Annotated in this window: 13 protein-coding genes; 3 read left to right on the top strand and 10 right to left on the bottom strand. The window is 62.0% G+C overall.

The genetic code is table 11. From position 1 onward, the window contains the following. Positions 1 to 71: 71 nt before the first annotated feature. From V5738_RS00975 to V5738_RS00950, 6 genes are all read right to left on the bottom strand, one after another. Positions 72 to 1187 carry an ABC transporter ATP-binding protein gene (locus tag V5738_RS00975; RefSeq protein ID WP_423822525.1) on the bottom strand — a complete coding sequence of 372 codons (1116 nt, stop codon included), beginning with the start codon at positions 1185 to 1187 and terminating at the stop codon, positions 72 to 74. A gap of 335 nt (positions 1188 to 1522) precedes the next feature. After that, positions 1523 to 2290, bottom strand: coding sequence for an SDR family oxidoreductase (locus tag V5738_RS00970; protein WP_423822524.1), 768 nt, complete (start codon positions 2288 to 2290; stop codon positions 1523 to 1525). Between the two features lie 282 nt (positions 2291 to 2572). Beyond that, the gene (locus V5738_RS00965; protein ID WP_423822523.1) at positions 2573 to 3403 is read right to left on the bottom strand and encodes a carbohydrate ABC transporter permease; all 831 of its coding nucleotides are present in this window, start codon (positions 3401 to 3403) and stop codon (positions 2573 to 2575) included. Next, positions 3400 to 4290, bottom strand: a complete 891-nt coding sequence (locus tag V5738_RS00960; protein WP_423822522.1) for a carbohydrate ABC transporter permease — start codon at positions 4288 to 4290, stop codon at positions 3400 to 3402. Before V5738_RS00960 ends, V5738_RS00965 begins: the two co-directional genes overlap by 4 nt. 155 nt (positions 4291 to 4445) lie before the next feature. Beyond that, on the bottom strand, positions 4446 to 5876 hold the full coding sequence (locus V5738_RS00955; protein ID WP_423822521.1) for an ABC transporter substrate-binding protein: 1431 nt from the start codon (positions 5874 to 5876) through the stop codon (positions 4446 to 4448). Between the two features lie 23 nt (positions 5877 to 5899). Then, complete coding sequence (locus V5738_RS00950) at positions 5900 to 6946, bottom strand: NAD(P)-dependent alcohol dehydrogenase (RefSeq protein ID WP_423822520.1); 1047 nt, start codon at positions 6944 to 6946, stop codon at positions 5900 to 5902. 299 nt (positions 6947 to 7245) lie between these two features. On the opposite strand from V5738_RS00950, the gene V5738_RS00945 reads away from it, so the two are divergent. Continuing rightward, a complete protein-coding gene (locus V5738_RS00945; protein WP_423822519.1) occupies positions 7246 to 8151 on the top strand; it encodes a helix-turn-helix domain-containing protein in 906 nt (301 codons plus the stop codon). Here the strand turns inward: V5738_RS00945 and xerC are convergent. The 4 genes from xerC to V5738_RS00925 all read right to left on the bottom strand — a co-directional run bounded on the left by xerC (position 8148) and on the right by V5738_RS00925 (position 11770). Continuing rightward, positions 8148 to 9107, bottom strand: coding sequence for a tyrosine recombinase XerC (gene xerC, locus V5738_RS00940; protein WP_423822518.1), 960 nt, complete (start codon positions 9105 to 9107; stop codon positions 8148 to 8150). The two genes, V5738_RS00945 and xerC, sit on opposite strands and share 4 nt — an antisense overlap. A 213-nt stretch (positions 9108 to 9320) precedes the next feature. After that, a complete protein-coding gene (locus tag V5738_RS00935) occupies positions 9321 to 10031 on the bottom strand; it encodes a DUF484 family protein (protein WP_423822516.1) in 711 nt (236 codons plus the stop codon). Positions 10032 to 10370: 339 nt separating this feature from the next. Next, complete coding sequence (gene dapF / locus V5738_RS00930) at positions 10371 to 11210, bottom strand: diaminopimelate epimerase (protein ID WP_423822515.1); 840 nt, start codon at positions 11208 to 11210, stop codon at positions 10371 to 10373. A 5-nt stretch (positions 11211 to 11215) separates the two neighbouring features. Beyond that, on the bottom strand, positions 11216 to 11770 hold the full coding sequence (locus V5738_RS00925) for a copper chaperone PCu(A)C (protein ID WP_423822514.1): 555 nt from the start codon (positions 11768 to 11770) through the stop codon (positions 11216 to 11218). Between the two features lie 289 nt (positions 11771 to 12059). Here V5738_RS00925 and V5738_RS00920 point away from each other — a divergent pair, with 289 nt between their 5' ends. Both V5738_RS00920 and V5738_RS00915 read left to right on the top strand, forming a co-directional pair. Then, entirely contained in the window at positions 12060 to 12557 is a 498-nt protein-coding gene (locus V5738_RS00920) for a Fur family transcriptional regulator (protein WP_423822513.1), read from the top strand. Positions 12558 to 12653: 96 nt separating this feature from the next. Then, positions 12654 to 13862 carry a GTP-binding protein gene (locus V5738_RS00915; RefSeq protein ID WP_423822512.1) on the top strand — a complete coding sequence of 403 codons (1209 nt, stop codon included), beginning with the start codon at positions 12654 to 12656 and terminating at the stop codon, positions 13860 to 13862.

Raw genomic sequence — 13862 nt, 5'->3', positions numbered from 1 at the left:
TGCCCTTCATACGAGTCATAACGGCGCATCGCCAGGCTTTGACCCGCGTTTTGCATAAAGCCTGTAGCGGCTCAGGCAGCTTGTTCGTCGTACTGGCCGTTGTCGATGCCGACCAACGCGTTGTCCGTTTCGACATCGAACAGATACAGCCGATCGGCCGCACAGGTCAGCGACACCGTATCGCCCATCGCCACACGCTGGTGTGGCTCGATCTGGGCGGTGAGCGTGGACTCACCGACCTTGACCTGGATCATGGTATGCGAGCCTAGCGGCTCGACCACCTCGACCGTGCCGGTCAGCCGGGATTCCGGCGTCTTGGCCTCAGGCAGATGCAGATGCTCCGGCCGGATGCCAATACGCACCCGCCCCAGACCATCGACAGCCTGGCGGCGGGTTTCGTCAAGCGTGATGCCGAAATCCTGGCCGCTCGCCCGGCCGTCACTGAGATTGGCGTCCAGAAAATTCATCGCCGGCGTCCCGATGAAGCCAGCCACGAACGTATTCGACGGCTGCTGGTAGAGATTGTTGGGCGTATCGATCTGCTGAACGATGCCGTCCTTCATCACCGCGATCCGCTGGCCCATGGTCATGGCCTCGGTCTGGTCATGGGTGACGTAGAAGGTGGTCACCCCCAGTTTGCGGTGCAGCTTGACGATCTCGGCACGCATGTCGACCCGCAGCTTGGCATCCAGATTGGACAACGGCTCGTCCATCAGAAAGACCTGCGGCTGGCGCACGATCGCCCGGCCGAGGGCCACTCGCTGGCGCTGGCCGCCGGACAGGGCCCGCGGCTTGCGATCCAGCAGGTTGGTGATACCCAGTACTTCGGCCGCGTCCTCGACCCGTTTTTTGATATCGGCCTTGCCGTATTTCTTGAGCTTGAGCGAGAACGCCATGTTGTCGCGCACGCTCATATGCGGATATAGCGCATAGCTCTGGAACACCATGGCAATGTCGCGATCCTTGGGCGCCACGCCAGTCACATCCCGGCCGCCGATCTTGATCGCGCCCTGGGTATGCTCTTCCAAGCCCGCGATCATGCGCATGGTGGTGGTCTTGCCACAGCCCGACGGGCCCACCAGCACGACGAATTCGCCGTCCTCGGTGACCAGGTTGAAGTCTTCGACCGCCAGTTCGTCCGCGCCCGGATACTGCTTGCCGACGTTTTTGAGTTCTACGACTGCCATGGGTCTTTCCTCTGAAACTCTGTCTGTCCGCCGATCCGCAGCGATCGTGCGAATGAATACCGACATTGTGTATCCGCAGATCGACGCCGATTCACGCCGATGGGCCTGGTGACAACTGCTGGACTAACGACGTCGCTACCATTACGGCCTCCGCGACTCTGAGCCGGAATTGCGTAAGCTGAAATCACCCAGTCCTTTAACTCTTTCTTCAAACTTGCGAAATGGCTGCAATCTGCCGGTCAATACTTTTGACCTGAATTCGATCTGCGCATCGGCGTTGATCTGCGGACGGATTGCGCCCTTTTATTACACCGCCCGAGCCTTTGGCTTGCGACCTACCAGAGCGTATAGCCGCCATCGATCTTGAGGATCGAACCGGTCATAAAGCTCGAAGCCTCGCTGGCCAGATAGACGATGCTCGGGCCGAGTTCTTCCGGGGTGGCGGCTCGCTGCATCGGCGCGTCGTCGATCCAGTACGGCTTGAACTTGGGGTCATCGACCGGAGCCATATCGGTGCCGACATAGCCCGGCGCGATCGCATTCACCCGAATGCCGCTCGCTGCCCATTCGGCCGCCAGCGACTTGGTGAGCTGGTGTACTGCCGCCTTGGAGGCGTTGTAGGCCGGCTGCATCTGCGGCCGATTGACGATTTCGGCCGAAATCGAGCCGACGTTAATAATATTGCCACCGCCGCGCTGACTCATGCGCCGACCGACTGCCTGGCAACAGTTCCACAGCCCATGCACGTTGACGTCGAAGATCTGGCGCCAACCCTCAGGCGTCACATCCAGCGCCGGTTTGTGCTCGCAGGTCCCGGCGTTGTTAACGAAGATATCGATCGGGCCGAGCTCAGCCTCGATCGCGTCGAGCATCGGTTCGACCGCGTTGATATCGGTCACGTCTGCACCGGTGGCTATCGCCTGACCGCCGGCTTCGCGAACGGCCGCGGCCACGTTTTCTGCTTTATCGACGCGGCGTGCAACGATCGCCACCGCGGCCCCGGCCTCGGCCAGCGCATGGGCTAGAGCTTCGCCGATTCCACCGTTGCCGCCGGTGACCACAGCCACCTTGCCGGTCAGATCGAATTTCGACATTACGGACATCAATTGCTCCTCATGCGGTACGAGCCGCGTCTAATTGTCAGTGTGCGGATGGCAGCAACGACGGTTGGCCCGCAGCGCAGTACCGATTCATACGCTGGCATCGGCGGCTCCTGCCCTACCGCAGACCTTCTTGTGTCTGCTCGCCGCCGAGCCGACCCCGTCCTAATAATCAAACGACTCGTCTTTTGGATTTTGAGATCTGCGTTGTCCACGGATCCATACGAGCTGCGTGTATTCGATCGGTGGATCACTGTCCTTGAGTTCTCGGCTGTTCGCGTTCACTTATTTGACGGCGCCCAGGGTCAGGCCTGTCACTAGCCAACGCTTGACCAACAGGCCGAACACCGCCATCGGGCAGACCACGACCGTGCCGATGGCCAGCAGCTTGCCCCAGTCGATACCGGTCTGGGTGAGCAGTTGGGCGGCCGCGATCGGAATGGTCTGGGTGCCCGGACCGGCAAAGGTCGCGGCAAAGGCATAGTCGTTCCAGGCAAAAATGAAGCACAGGATCGTGGTGGTCGCGATACCCGGTTTCATCAGCGGCAGCGCGACATGCCAGAACACCTGCCACTTGGTCGCCCCGTCGATGGTCGCGGCTTCTTCCAGATCGCGCGGCAGATCGTCGAAAAACGCGGTCATCAGCCAGATCGCGAACGGCAGATTAAAACTGAGATACGCCACGATCAGGCCGGTATAGCTATCCAACAGATTCAAATAGCGAAACATCAGATACAACGGCACGATCACGGCCGCGATCGGCGCCATGCGGGTACTGATGATCCAGAACGCCAGATGATCCTTGCCGCGGATCTGGATGCGCGACAGACCGTAGCCCGCCATTGCCCCCAGCACGACCGCGATCAGCGTGGATACGCCGGTCACGATCAGGCTGTTGATAACGTTCGACCATAGATTATTGCCGCCCGAAAACAGCGCGCCGTAGTGCTCGAGAGTTGGCGAAAAGAACAGTTTCGGCGGATAGGCCGTGATCGCGGAATTGGTCTTGAACGACGACAGCACCATCCAGACGATCGGTATCAGTGTCCAAAGCAGCATCAAAGCCACGAGTACCCAACGCATGGCCGTGCTGGCTGGATGAGCCCGGGCATTCATACCGTGGTCTCCTTGCGTTTGAGCACGCGCACGAAGGCAGTGGCAATCAGAATCGAGAATACGAGCATGGTCAGGCCGACCGCCGAGGCATAGCCGAGATCGAAAAACCGGAAGGCAATGTCATACAGCCGGATCGGAATGATCTTGGTCGAATCCGCCGGTCCTCCGTTCGTGGTGATGAAGATGATGGCAAAAAAACGAATCGCATCCATCGAGCGAATCAGCAAGGCCACCAACAAAATCGGCAAAATCGACGGTAGGATGATAGACACCAACTTGTGCCGATAACTGGCGCCGTCGACCTCGGCGGCCTCCAGAATATCGGTGGGCACGGCGGTCAGCCCGGCCAGCACGATCAACGCGATCAGCGGCGTCCATTCCCAGACGTTGAGCCCAATTACCGCCGCCATGGCTGCGCCGACCGTGCCCAGGATATTGCCGTCATAAACGCCAGTCGTAGATAAAATCCAGGAATACAGCCCGAAGCTCGGATCGAGCAAAAAGCGTCCGAGCAGGCCGACAATGATCGGCGCGATGAACATCGGGATCAGTACCAGCGACAATACGATGTTGCGGGCCTTGATCAGGCTGTGGATCAACAACGCCATCGCCGTGCCCAGAATCATCTCGACCCCGACCACCGCCGCGAAGTAGATCAGGCTCAGAATCCAGCTGGAACCGATATCGGGATCGCTAAACAACTTGGCCCAGTTGTCGAGTCCGATGAAATCGAACGACAGCCCGCCGATCAGCCCGACCTTGTTCAGGCTCATCCAGATCATCGTGAACAGCGGCACGAAAGAAATGATCGCCAGCAGGATCAGCGCTGGCGTCATCATCGCCAGTTCGAATCCCTGGCTTTTTTTCTTGCGCCCGAGCTCGCTCATCGCGCGCCTCCGAAGACTTCTAAGGAGCGATCGCCCGGGCCGCGGCCACCGCCTGCCACGGCAGCCGGGCGCACCGGCCCGACAACTTGAGAAAGCGACTGTCTTTCCATAAGTTTCAATGCCCTGGCGATTCCCGATGGCCGCGTCATACCGAACTAGGCGCCGGTGGCCGAATCGATTTTGTCCTTGGCCGACTTCATGGTCTGTTCCGGCGACTGACGACCAGCCAGCATCTTCGACAGCTCGGTAAAGATGGCCGTATCGGCTTGGTTCCAGACCGGGATCTTCGGTCGCAGACCAATATGGTCTTTATCCCAGGCGACTTTCATGGTGTCGGCCGTGAGCATATTGGGCATGTCGGTCGGCGGATGGCTGGCTTTTTTCACCTCGGGCATGTCATAGACCGAAGTCCGGGTCGGCGTGCCGCCGCCGGCCTTCAGTCCGGCCAGCTGGGTCTGCGGCGACGTGGCCCAGACCAGGAACAGCCAGGCTGCTTTCTTCTGCTCGTCCGGCGCATTGCCGTTGATGGCAATACCGGTGCCACCGTAGAGGTTGGCACTGCGCTTGGGGCCGGTCGGCAGTGGCGCATAGCCGACCTTGCCCTTGAGCGGGCCGGATTCCAACGAACCGGCGAACTCGTGCCATTCCGGCATCATCGCGAAACGGCCATTTTCGAAGGCATTGGCCACACCGGTCCAGTCCCAGCTGGTGCTGCCCGGATCGGCGATCTTGAGCAGCTTTTGGTAGAACTTGGCGGCTTCGATGGCCGGTTTCTGATCCAACGTACAGGGCCCCGGCTCGGCGCTGCCGAGCAGGCCGACCTTGTCGCCATTTTTGAAGTATTCGCCGCCGTAGGCCATCAACACGTTGGTGAAATCGCACATCAGCGAGTCGTACTGCTTGGCTTGGTGGCCGGTGCCGTATTTGACTTCCTTGGCCTGATCGCCGTTGAACCACTCGGCGATCTGGTAGTACTGCTCCCAGGTGATCTTGTCGGAGGGCGTCGGGTCGAAGCCGAGATCCTTTTGCATCTGATCGTGGTACTTGTCGAACAAGTCGCGGCGATAGATCCAGATCATGGTCGGGCAGTCATAGGGCAGCGTATACAGCTTTTCGCGGTCGCCAAAATAGCCGGCGCCGGCCAGCTGGGTCGGGATGAAATCATCCAGCCCCTTGGGCACCGCCGGCAGCCCATCTTTGCCGTTGAGCGTATTCAGATCGACCAGTGCTTTGTGATAAGGCGACAGCACCTGCCACGGATCGGCATAGATCACGTCGTAGGCACTGCGGCCGGAGCCGAAGTCCAGGGCGACCTTTTTGACCAGATCACCGAGCTGAAGCTGGGTAATCTGGACATTGATGCCGGTCAACTCCTTGAACGACTCGATATTCTTCGAGATCGCCGTGGTCGGCGGCGTGTTTTCGGAGATGAAGTTGATGGTGGTGCCGCTGACCTGCTTCCAGGTCTTGTCGTCGGCCATTGTCTTGGCCAGCGCGGTACGCAGCGGCCCTGCGCCCAATGTGGTCAGCGCAGCGGCCCCGCCCAGACCCTTGATGATATTGCGTCGCGTGTGTCGGCTTGCCATGGCTGCTGTCCTTATCGTTGTTTCTATTTATCCAGTTGAATCTGCAGTTTGACGTCGCTCGGCTCGCCCCGGGCGGCGCGCTCGAAGGCCGCTACGCTGTCTTCGAAATCAAAGGTTTCGGAAATCAACGGCCCTAGATCGATCTTGCCGGACGCCAGCAGGGCGATCGTGCGGTCGTAGACGTTGGCGTAGCGAAATACTGTCTCGATCCGAATTTCCTTGGCCTGGGCGGCGACGATGTCGAAGGTCACCGGCTCGACCGGCATGCCGACCAGCACCAGCGTGCCCGCCGGGCGTACACAGGCCAGTGCATCGTCATAGACTTTGGGGCTGCCGCTGGCCTCGAACACCACGTCGGCGCCCCAATCGGCGCCACAGCGGGCCGCGATCGTCTCGGTGAGCGATTCGCGGGCCACGTTGACCGTGGTGATGCCGTCATAGCGGGCCGCGATCGTCAGCTTTTCGTCGACCAGATCGGAGACGATCACTTCACTGGCGCCGGCGGCCAGCGCCGATAACGCCACCATCAGACCGATCGGCCCGGCCCCGGTGACCACGCAGACATCGCCCGGCGTCATTCGGGCCTTGACCGTGGCCTGCATGCCGATCGCCAGCGGCTCGACCATTGCGCCTTCGGCAAACGACACCGAGTCCGGCAGCTTGTAGGTAAAGGCTTCGGGGTGGACCACTTCCGGCGTCAGGCAGCCGTGGATCGGCGGCGTGGCCCAGAAACGCACGGCCGGGTCGACGTTGTAGACGCCGAGCTTGGCCGCCCGCGAAGTCATGTCCGGAATACCCGGCTCCATGCATACCCGATCGCCCACCGCGAGATCGCGAACCTCGGCGCCGACTTCGGTGACCGTGCCTGAGGCTTCATGGCCGAGCACCATCGGCTCGTTGACCACGAACGGGCCGATTCGGCCATGGGTGTAATAGTGCACGTCGCTGCCGCAAATACCCACGGTGTGCGTGCGTACGCGAACATCGCGCGGGCCGAGCTCATTCGGCACGTCGATCTCGCGCAGAGACAGTTCGTGCTGGCGCTCGAGCACCAGGGCCTTGGCTTGCATCGCGCCTCCTCGAATAGATGCCATCGTTGATTGGCTTGTTATCGACGCTACTGCGAGCCGGATAGAGCGCACTAGCGCGGATTTTCCGCCATACTTGTATTTTTTTTCACGAGCCGAACCCCTGCTCATAAATAGTGCAGTAATAATAGATAGTTACAAGCACATTGAACGCGTTGATAAATGCTTGATACACAAATTGATACGACTAAAGCAGGAGCGGTTCCGGGGCTGATCGGCCGCTGGAGTGGCCGGCGCTCGCCGGGTCGGCCCGGCGCGTTGCGCAGGCAGGCCGGACGGTCATGACCCGTTTGCATCCTCGACCGAGCGAACTCGGCGACCCGGTATTCGAAAACATCGCCCACGATCCGCGGCACAGCTTCTACTGGCATACCCATGGCTTTCCCTCGCCACTGGCCCAGTGGAATTTTCATCCGGAGTATGAGCTGCATCTGATCCGACGCTCCCACGGCCACTACATGGTGGGCGACTATGCCGGGCGTTTCGGCCCCGGCAACCTGGTTCTGGTCGGGCCCAATCTGCCGCATCTATGGTTTTCGGATCTGGCTCGCGACGATGAGATCATCGAACGCCGCGACGTAGTGGTGCAGTTCCGCGGCGAATGGCTGGAAGCACTGATGCGGCTATGCCCGGAACTGCGCCGGGTGGAAACGCTGATCAAGGACTGCGGCCGCGGCGTGCGTTTCGACGACGCCGCGGCCGCGGCCACGCGCCTCGAGGCTATGGAACATCAGGACCAGGTCAGCCGGGTATCGACCCTTATCGATCTCCTCGGGCGGCTATCGCGCAGCGATTATCGGCAACTGGCCAGCCCAAACTATCACCTGGGCCAGGCCGGGGTACGCTCTGAACAGGTCGACGCCATTCTGTCCTATGTCCATCGCCATTTTAATCGCCACATCAGCATGGCCGCGGTGGCGCGCTGGCAAGGCATGACGCCCTCGACCTTCTCGCGTTTTTTCAAACAGGCCACCGGCGATACCTTCGTAGCCTTCGTGCGCCGGCTGCGTATCGACCATGCCTGTCGGCTGTTACTCGACCCGCGTTATACGGTCGCCGATATCTGCTTTATGGCCGGCTATAGCAATCTATCGAACTTCAACCGTCACTTCCGACGTGTGACGGGCTTAAGCCCGCGCGAATATCGCCAGTCGAGCGATCACGCCGAGCCGGCAACCGGCGGCTAGGCGTCGGTGCCTTCGGTATCGGCCGTATCGCCGCGGTTTGTCGCGCGCGGGTGGGCTGCATCGTAAACCCGCGCCAGATGGGCGAAATCCAGATGCGTATAAATCTGGGTAGTCGCGATATTGGCATGCCCGAGCAACTCCTGAACCGCGCGCAGATCGGCCGAGGATTCCAACATATGGGTGGCAAAGGAATGACGCAGTTTATGCGGATGCAGATGCACGGGCAGGCCCTGGGCGATCGCCCAGCGCTCCATGCGTCGGGCCACGCTCGAGCGCGACAGTCGGGTCCCGCGCTGGGAGACGAATAGCGCGGTTTCGTTTTCGGCCGCCAGCCCTGGGCGCTCGGCCAGCCAGTTCTGCAGGGCAGCCGCCGCGCGTCGGCCGACCGGTACGCTGCGCTGGCGATTGCCCTTGCCCAGCACTCGTGCTTCGCCAGCGGCCAGATCCAGATCGCCCAGATCCAAGCCTACGGCCTCAGCCAATCGAATGCCGGCCGTATAAAACAGCTCGAGCAGCGCATGATCACGAATTTCCAGCGTATCGCCGGGCGTGGCGTCGAGCATTCGGGCCAGATCATCGACGTCGATCGTCTCCGGCAACTGGGCCGGTTTTTTCGGCGGCCGGACGTCAGCGGCCGGATTGCTCTCGGCCCGGCCTTGGCGCATCTGCCAGAGATAGAAACTGCGCAGCGCCGAAGCCAGCCGGGCCAAGCTGGTTGGTTTGGCGCCGCTACGGTGGCGTGCGGCCAGCAACTCGCGCACATCCGCCGTGGCCACGCGCGGCCAAGCCGCAATACCGCGATCCGCGAAGTAATCGGCGGCCATTGCCAGATCGCGGGCATAGCCATCGATGGTATGCGTCGAAGCCCGCCGGACATGCGCCAGATGGGCGAGGTAATCGTCGATGTCGGCTTCGAGCGCAGCCCGGGCCGCGTCGTATCGTGTGTCTTTGGTCATGCAGAATTCCCAAGCAGCGCCCAGGTTCGTCGCCGGTCGCGCAGCCGGCCGAAGGCATAGCGGGCACCGTCTACTGCCCTGAAACGCCTCGACCGCCGTCGCGCGTTCGACTCGCAGGACTCGGTCATCCGCAACAGATCAACCAAGGCGTCCTGCAGGATGCGATGCCCGATACCGACGCCGGGCGCAAACCGAAGCCGCCCTAGGGCGCCCCTAGGGCAAAAGCTCCCGTCCCAGCAGGCGCCGCAACGAGGCTGTCAACAAATCCCCGAACAGCTCTACGAACAACGTCCCCATATCGGCTGAAAACCGCTTGGGATCGCCGCTGGCCAACACGATCGCGCCGTGGACCCCGTTCATGCCCAAGGGCACCAAGGCTGCACTGGCCAGCGGTTGATCAGGCTCGGTTCCGAACAGGGCTTGAGACTGGGCCGCGCTCAACTCGCCGCAGAGCGGCTTACCACGACGAAAGACATTAGTCAGCGCCTGGGCTTCGGCACTGTCCTGTGCCAGATGATGAATGTGGGTGATGTCGGCCGGCAGTTCGCCCTGGACCCCAACATAAACATGATCGACGTCCAGATGGGTGCGCAGGCATTCGACCAGGGACTCGACCAACGCATCGGCCGATACCGCCCCGACCATGATACGGGCGACCCGATTGAGCTGGATGACCCGATCTTCGTTGCTCTTGGCGGTCGACATCAGTTCGTCGAAACGCGCCTGGATCCGGGTATTGGTTTCGCGCAGCACCCGCACCTGGCGCTCGATCAACGAGATCGCATTCCCCGAGGCATGGGGCACATCCAGGGCTTCGAATGTTTCTGGGTGACGGCGCAGAAAATCCGGATGGGCAGCCAGATAGGCCGCGACATCGGCTTCGTCCAGGTCGATCGACACGCGCTGTTTTTCGGCTTCATTCATGGCAGGCGATCTCTGATCTCTAAGTAGTACTGCCGCAGATTCGGTAACCCCGTCCGGTGCCTACGGCCAACGCTCGGCCGTTCTGGGCCGGCATCACCGCAGGCCGGCTGATGGCCCGGCATCTGCGGCAGAGCCGGACGACACCGAACAGAGCCAGCCAGACCCGTCGATGTATCGCACGCGCGCCGCGTCGGCATCCGCAGAGCGCATCCTACAGGGCGCGAGCGGCCCATCGTGGGGTGTCACGATACGGACTCGCAGCGCTGTGGGCTCGGTCTGCGAACCGCCCTTCGGGACAACAGCCCTGGGGCACGGTCACGAACGAAACAGCAACGGATCTTAGTCAGACGATACCAGTTTACCCTCGAATACGCGCTCGGCCGGACCGATCAAATACACCGAATAGCCAGCGCCCTGCCACTGTATACGCGCCCGGCCGCCGGGCAGATCAACCCGTACATCGGCCGCCAGATCGCCCGCCGCGATACCGGTGACCACCGCCGCGGCCGCGCCGCTGCCACAGGCCAAGGTCTCGCCGGCGCCGCGCTCGAACACGCGCAGGCGAACATGATCGCGCGCCACGATCTCCATAAAGCCGACGTTGACCCGCTCGGGAAACGCGGCATGCGCTTCCAAAGCCGGGCCGATCCGGGCCACCGGCGCACTCGCGACGTCGGACACGCGCAGCACGGCATGCGGATTGCCAAGCGAGACCGCCGCGAACTCAACGCTCTGCCCGGCCACGTCATCCAGCCGATAGCGCGCCGCACGCTCGAAACCAGCCAGCGGAATCTCGGCCGGTTCGAAGCGCGGCCCCCCGAGCGCGACCCGAAAATCCCCCTCGTCGAGGGCTTCGAGCACCATCTGCCCATCGCGGATGTCCACCACGATACGGTTTTTGTCGGTTAGCCCGGCCTCGCGAACATAGCGCACGAAACAGCGGGCGCCGTTGCCACACTGGCCAGACTCGCTACCGTCGGCATTGAGGATGCGGTAACCGAAATCGGCGTTCGCGCTACGTGCCGGCTCGACGATCAGAATCTGATCGCAGCCGATGCCATAGCGGCGATCGGCGATATGCCGGGCCGTGCTTGCGTCGAGCGCGATCGGGGCAGCCGTGGCATCCAGGACCACGAAATCATTGCCCAGCCCCTGCATCTTCGTGAATGCCAGTGCCATATCGTTCAATTCGCGGTCTTGGAATCATCGGAAGCCCCAGGGCCTCCGCCGTCGCGCCCATCTTCGAGCACTTGCTTGCGGTCGGCCTCGTCCTGTTCATCGGCTGGGGCCGGCAGATCGTTGTGCCGGTCACGCACGGTCGCCCGGCCGGTCAGCGTGGCCTGGCTATCGGCGCCGCAGACCAGCCGTAATTGGATCGCATCGCCGTCTTGATAGCTCCGGCTGGGCGAATACAGCGCGACTTCGCGTTGGCCGGGTTCGAACACCATCGCCTGGCCAGCAGCGACCGTGAACGGCGCCAGCGGCTGAGCCCCGCCTTGGGCATCGTCCGAGGACTTCGCCGCTGCGGCCTTGTCCTGAAACACAGCGCGATCGAAGGCATCGCTGGCCACACTGCCCACCCGGACCGGCTGCGAGCCGGTGTTGCGGAGCGTGAAATAACCCAGCATCTCGCGGGAACCGGTATGGGCCGGGGCGACCCAGGCATCGTCGATCTGCAGACCGCCGCAGTCGGCGGCCGGATCGGACTGGCCGCAGCCGGTCAGCGATAAAACCAGCACGGCTGCAGTGGTCCACACCCTGATTGACGAAAACCGCATGCTTGCCCCTCGATGTTATGCAATAACGCAAAATAAGCTGGGCCAATTCCCGGCCCGATCAAGAGGTTATCGTACCGTTAAAAACGGCCACACCGCAGTTCCGTAGACCCGTTTCGAACCGGCCCGCCCCGGCACGTCGGTTCGCCCTTCCTACGATCGCGCTGACAGCCGGCACGATCGCGGCGGTCGCAAGTGGCCACCGATCGCGAGATAATGCGCGCCTAGACTTGTCTGCATGCCGGACAGAAGCATGGCCGATCTTTCCCAGGTGGCACTCAGCCACTCGAACCACGATCATCAGGCGTGTATCGCCGATGCCCTGACACGCGCAGACACCTTGTGCCGCGAACACGGGCTGCGCTTGACCGCCATTCGACGGCGCGTACTGGAACTGATCTGGGCCAATCACCAACCGACCAAGGCCTATGATCTGCTGGCCCAGATCAACAACGAGCGAGGCAATGCCGCGCCGCCCACGGTCTATCGCGCTCTGGATTTTTTGCTGGATGCCGGGCTGATTCACAAGATCGAATCTCAGAATGCCTTCATCGGCTGTGCGATCGACCACGACCGCAATCCGCCGAAGTTCTTTATCTGTCGCGAATGCGGCCGAGCGGCCGAGATCCAAAGCCCGGAAATCGACGAGGCGATCGCCAGTGAGGCCAAGCAGACTGGCTTCGTGGTCGACCATCAGACTATCGAAGTCGATGGCCTGTGTGCTTCCTGTGCCGCCCAGCTGCGCGGCTAGCAACCCGGCCCCAAAAGTCTTACGGACGGGATCTATCGATGTCTTTGGCTAGCCTCCTATATGTTATGTTATAACGTTTAAGAAAAGGAGTCCGCCATGTCGTCGCACGCCAAACTGCCGGTCACCGTTCTATCGGGCTTTCTCGGCGCCGGCAAAACCACCGTCCTCAACCATCTGCTGGCCAACCGCGCCGGGCTGAAAGTCGCGGTGATCGTCAATGATATGAGCGAGATCAACATCGATGCCGAAACCCTGCGCCAGACCGGCGGCCTATCACGCATCGACGAAAAATTAGTGGAATTCTCCAACGGCTGTATCTGCTGCACCCTGCGCGACGACCTGCTCACCGAGGTCACACGCCTGGCTGGCGAAGCCCGCTTTGATTATCTGCTGATCGAGGCGACCGGTATTTCCGAGCCGCTGCCGGTCGCCGCCACGTTTGCCATGCGCGACGAACAAGGCTTCGCGCTCGACGATATCGCCGCATTGGATACGCTGGTGACGGTCGTCGATGCCGCCTCGTTTTGGCATGATTACGCCAGCACAGCATTGCTGGCCGAGCATAGCGAAGCCGCGGCGGCCGAGGACGAGCGCACGGTGGTCGATCTGATGGTCGAGCAGATCGAATTCGCTAACGTGATCCTGCTCAACAAAAGCGACCGGGTCGATGCCACCGCCCTGAGCCGTGCCAAAGCGGCGCTGACCGCACTCAACCCAGGCGCGACCGTGCTCGAAACCGAATACGGCCAGATCAACCCGGCCGCAGTGCTCGGCACTGGCCGCTTCGATTTCGAAACGGCGGCCCAGGCCCCCGGCTGGGCCCGCGAACTGGCCGGCGAACCGCATCCGCCAGAGACCGAGGCCTATGGCATCTCGAGCTTCGTCTATCGGCGGCGACGGCCGTTCCATCCAGAGCGCCTATTCGAGCTGATCCACGGCGACTGGCCGGGGGTGCTACGTTCCAAGGGATTCTTCTGGCTGGCCAGCCGGCCGGAATGGGTCGGCGAGATCAGCCAGGCCGGTGGGGCGCTGACCCATCAGGCCGCCGGTTTCTGGTGGGCCAGCGATACCGCAGGCGGCCAGCTTCCTACCGATCCGGAGGTGCTTAAAACCGTACACGAGGCTTGGCATCCGGAATACGGCGACCGGCGCCAGGAACTCGTGGTGATCGGCATCGACATGGACCAGGCCGAGCTCGAGCGCCGCCTCGATGCCTGCCTGCTCACCGATGCCGAGTGCGCCGCCGGCTGGCGCCGCTGGCAGTCGATGAACGACCCGTTCCCGGCCTGGCGCACCAGCGCCTGA

Source organism: Salinisphaera sp. SPP-AMP-43, assembly GCF_049568105.1.
Classification (GTDB): Bacteria; Pseudomonadota; Gammaproteobacteria; order Nevskiales; family Salinisphaeraceae; genus Salinisphaera.
Note: the sequence above shows the minus strand (reverse complement) of the source record. Positions and strands in the feature narration are given on the sequence as shown.

Excerpts from the sequence above, each read along its gene's own strand:
- V5738_RS00975 (WP_423822525.1), bottom strand. The coding sequence starts at position 1,187 with ATGGCAGTCGTAGAACTCAAAAACGTCGGCAAGCAGTATCCGGGCGCG.
- V5738_RS00970 (WP_423822524.1), bottom strand. The coding sequence starts at position 2,290 with ATGTCCGTAATGTCGAAATTCGATCTGACCGGCAAGGTGGCTGTGGTC.
- V5738_RS00965 (WP_423822523.1), bottom strand. The coding sequence starts at position 3,403 with ATGAATGCCCGGGCTCATCCAGCCAGCACGGCCATGCGTTGGGTACTC.
- V5738_RS00960 (WP_423822522.1), bottom strand. The coding sequence starts at position 4,290 with ATGAGCGAGCTCGGGCGCAAGAAAAAAAGCCAGGGATTCGAACTGGCG.
- V5738_RS00955 (WP_423822521.1), bottom strand. The coding sequence starts at position 5,876 with ATGGCAAGCCGACACACGCGACGCAATATCATCAAGGGTCTGGGCGGG.
- V5738_RS00950 (WP_423822520.1), bottom strand. The coding sequence starts at position 6,946 with ATGCAAGCCAAGGCCCTGGTGCTCGAGCGCCAGCACGAACTGTCTCTG.
- V5738_RS00945 (WP_423822519.1), top strand. The coding sequence starts at position 7,246 with ATGACCCGTTTGCATCCTCGACCGAGCGAACTCGGCGACCCGGTATTC.
- xerC (WP_423822518.1), bottom strand. The coding sequence starts at position 9,107 with ATGACCAAAGACACACGATACGACGCGGCCCGGGCTGCGCTCGAAGCC.
- V5738_RS00935 (WP_423822516.1), bottom strand. The coding sequence starts at position 10,031 with ATGAATGAAGCCGAAAAACAGCGCGTGTCGATCGACCTGGACGAAGCC.
- dapF (WP_423822515.1), bottom strand. The coding sequence starts at position 11,210 with ATGGCACTGGCATTCACGAAGATGCAGGGGCTGGGCAATGATTTCGTG.
- V5738_RS00920 (WP_423822513.1), top strand. The coding sequence starts at position 12,060 with ATGGCCGATCTTTCCCAGGTGGCACTCAGCCACTCGAACCACGATCAT.
- V5738_RS00915 (WP_423822512.1), top strand. The coding sequence starts at position 12,654 with ATGTCGTCGCACGCCAAACTGCCGGTCACCGTTCTATCGGGCTTTCTC.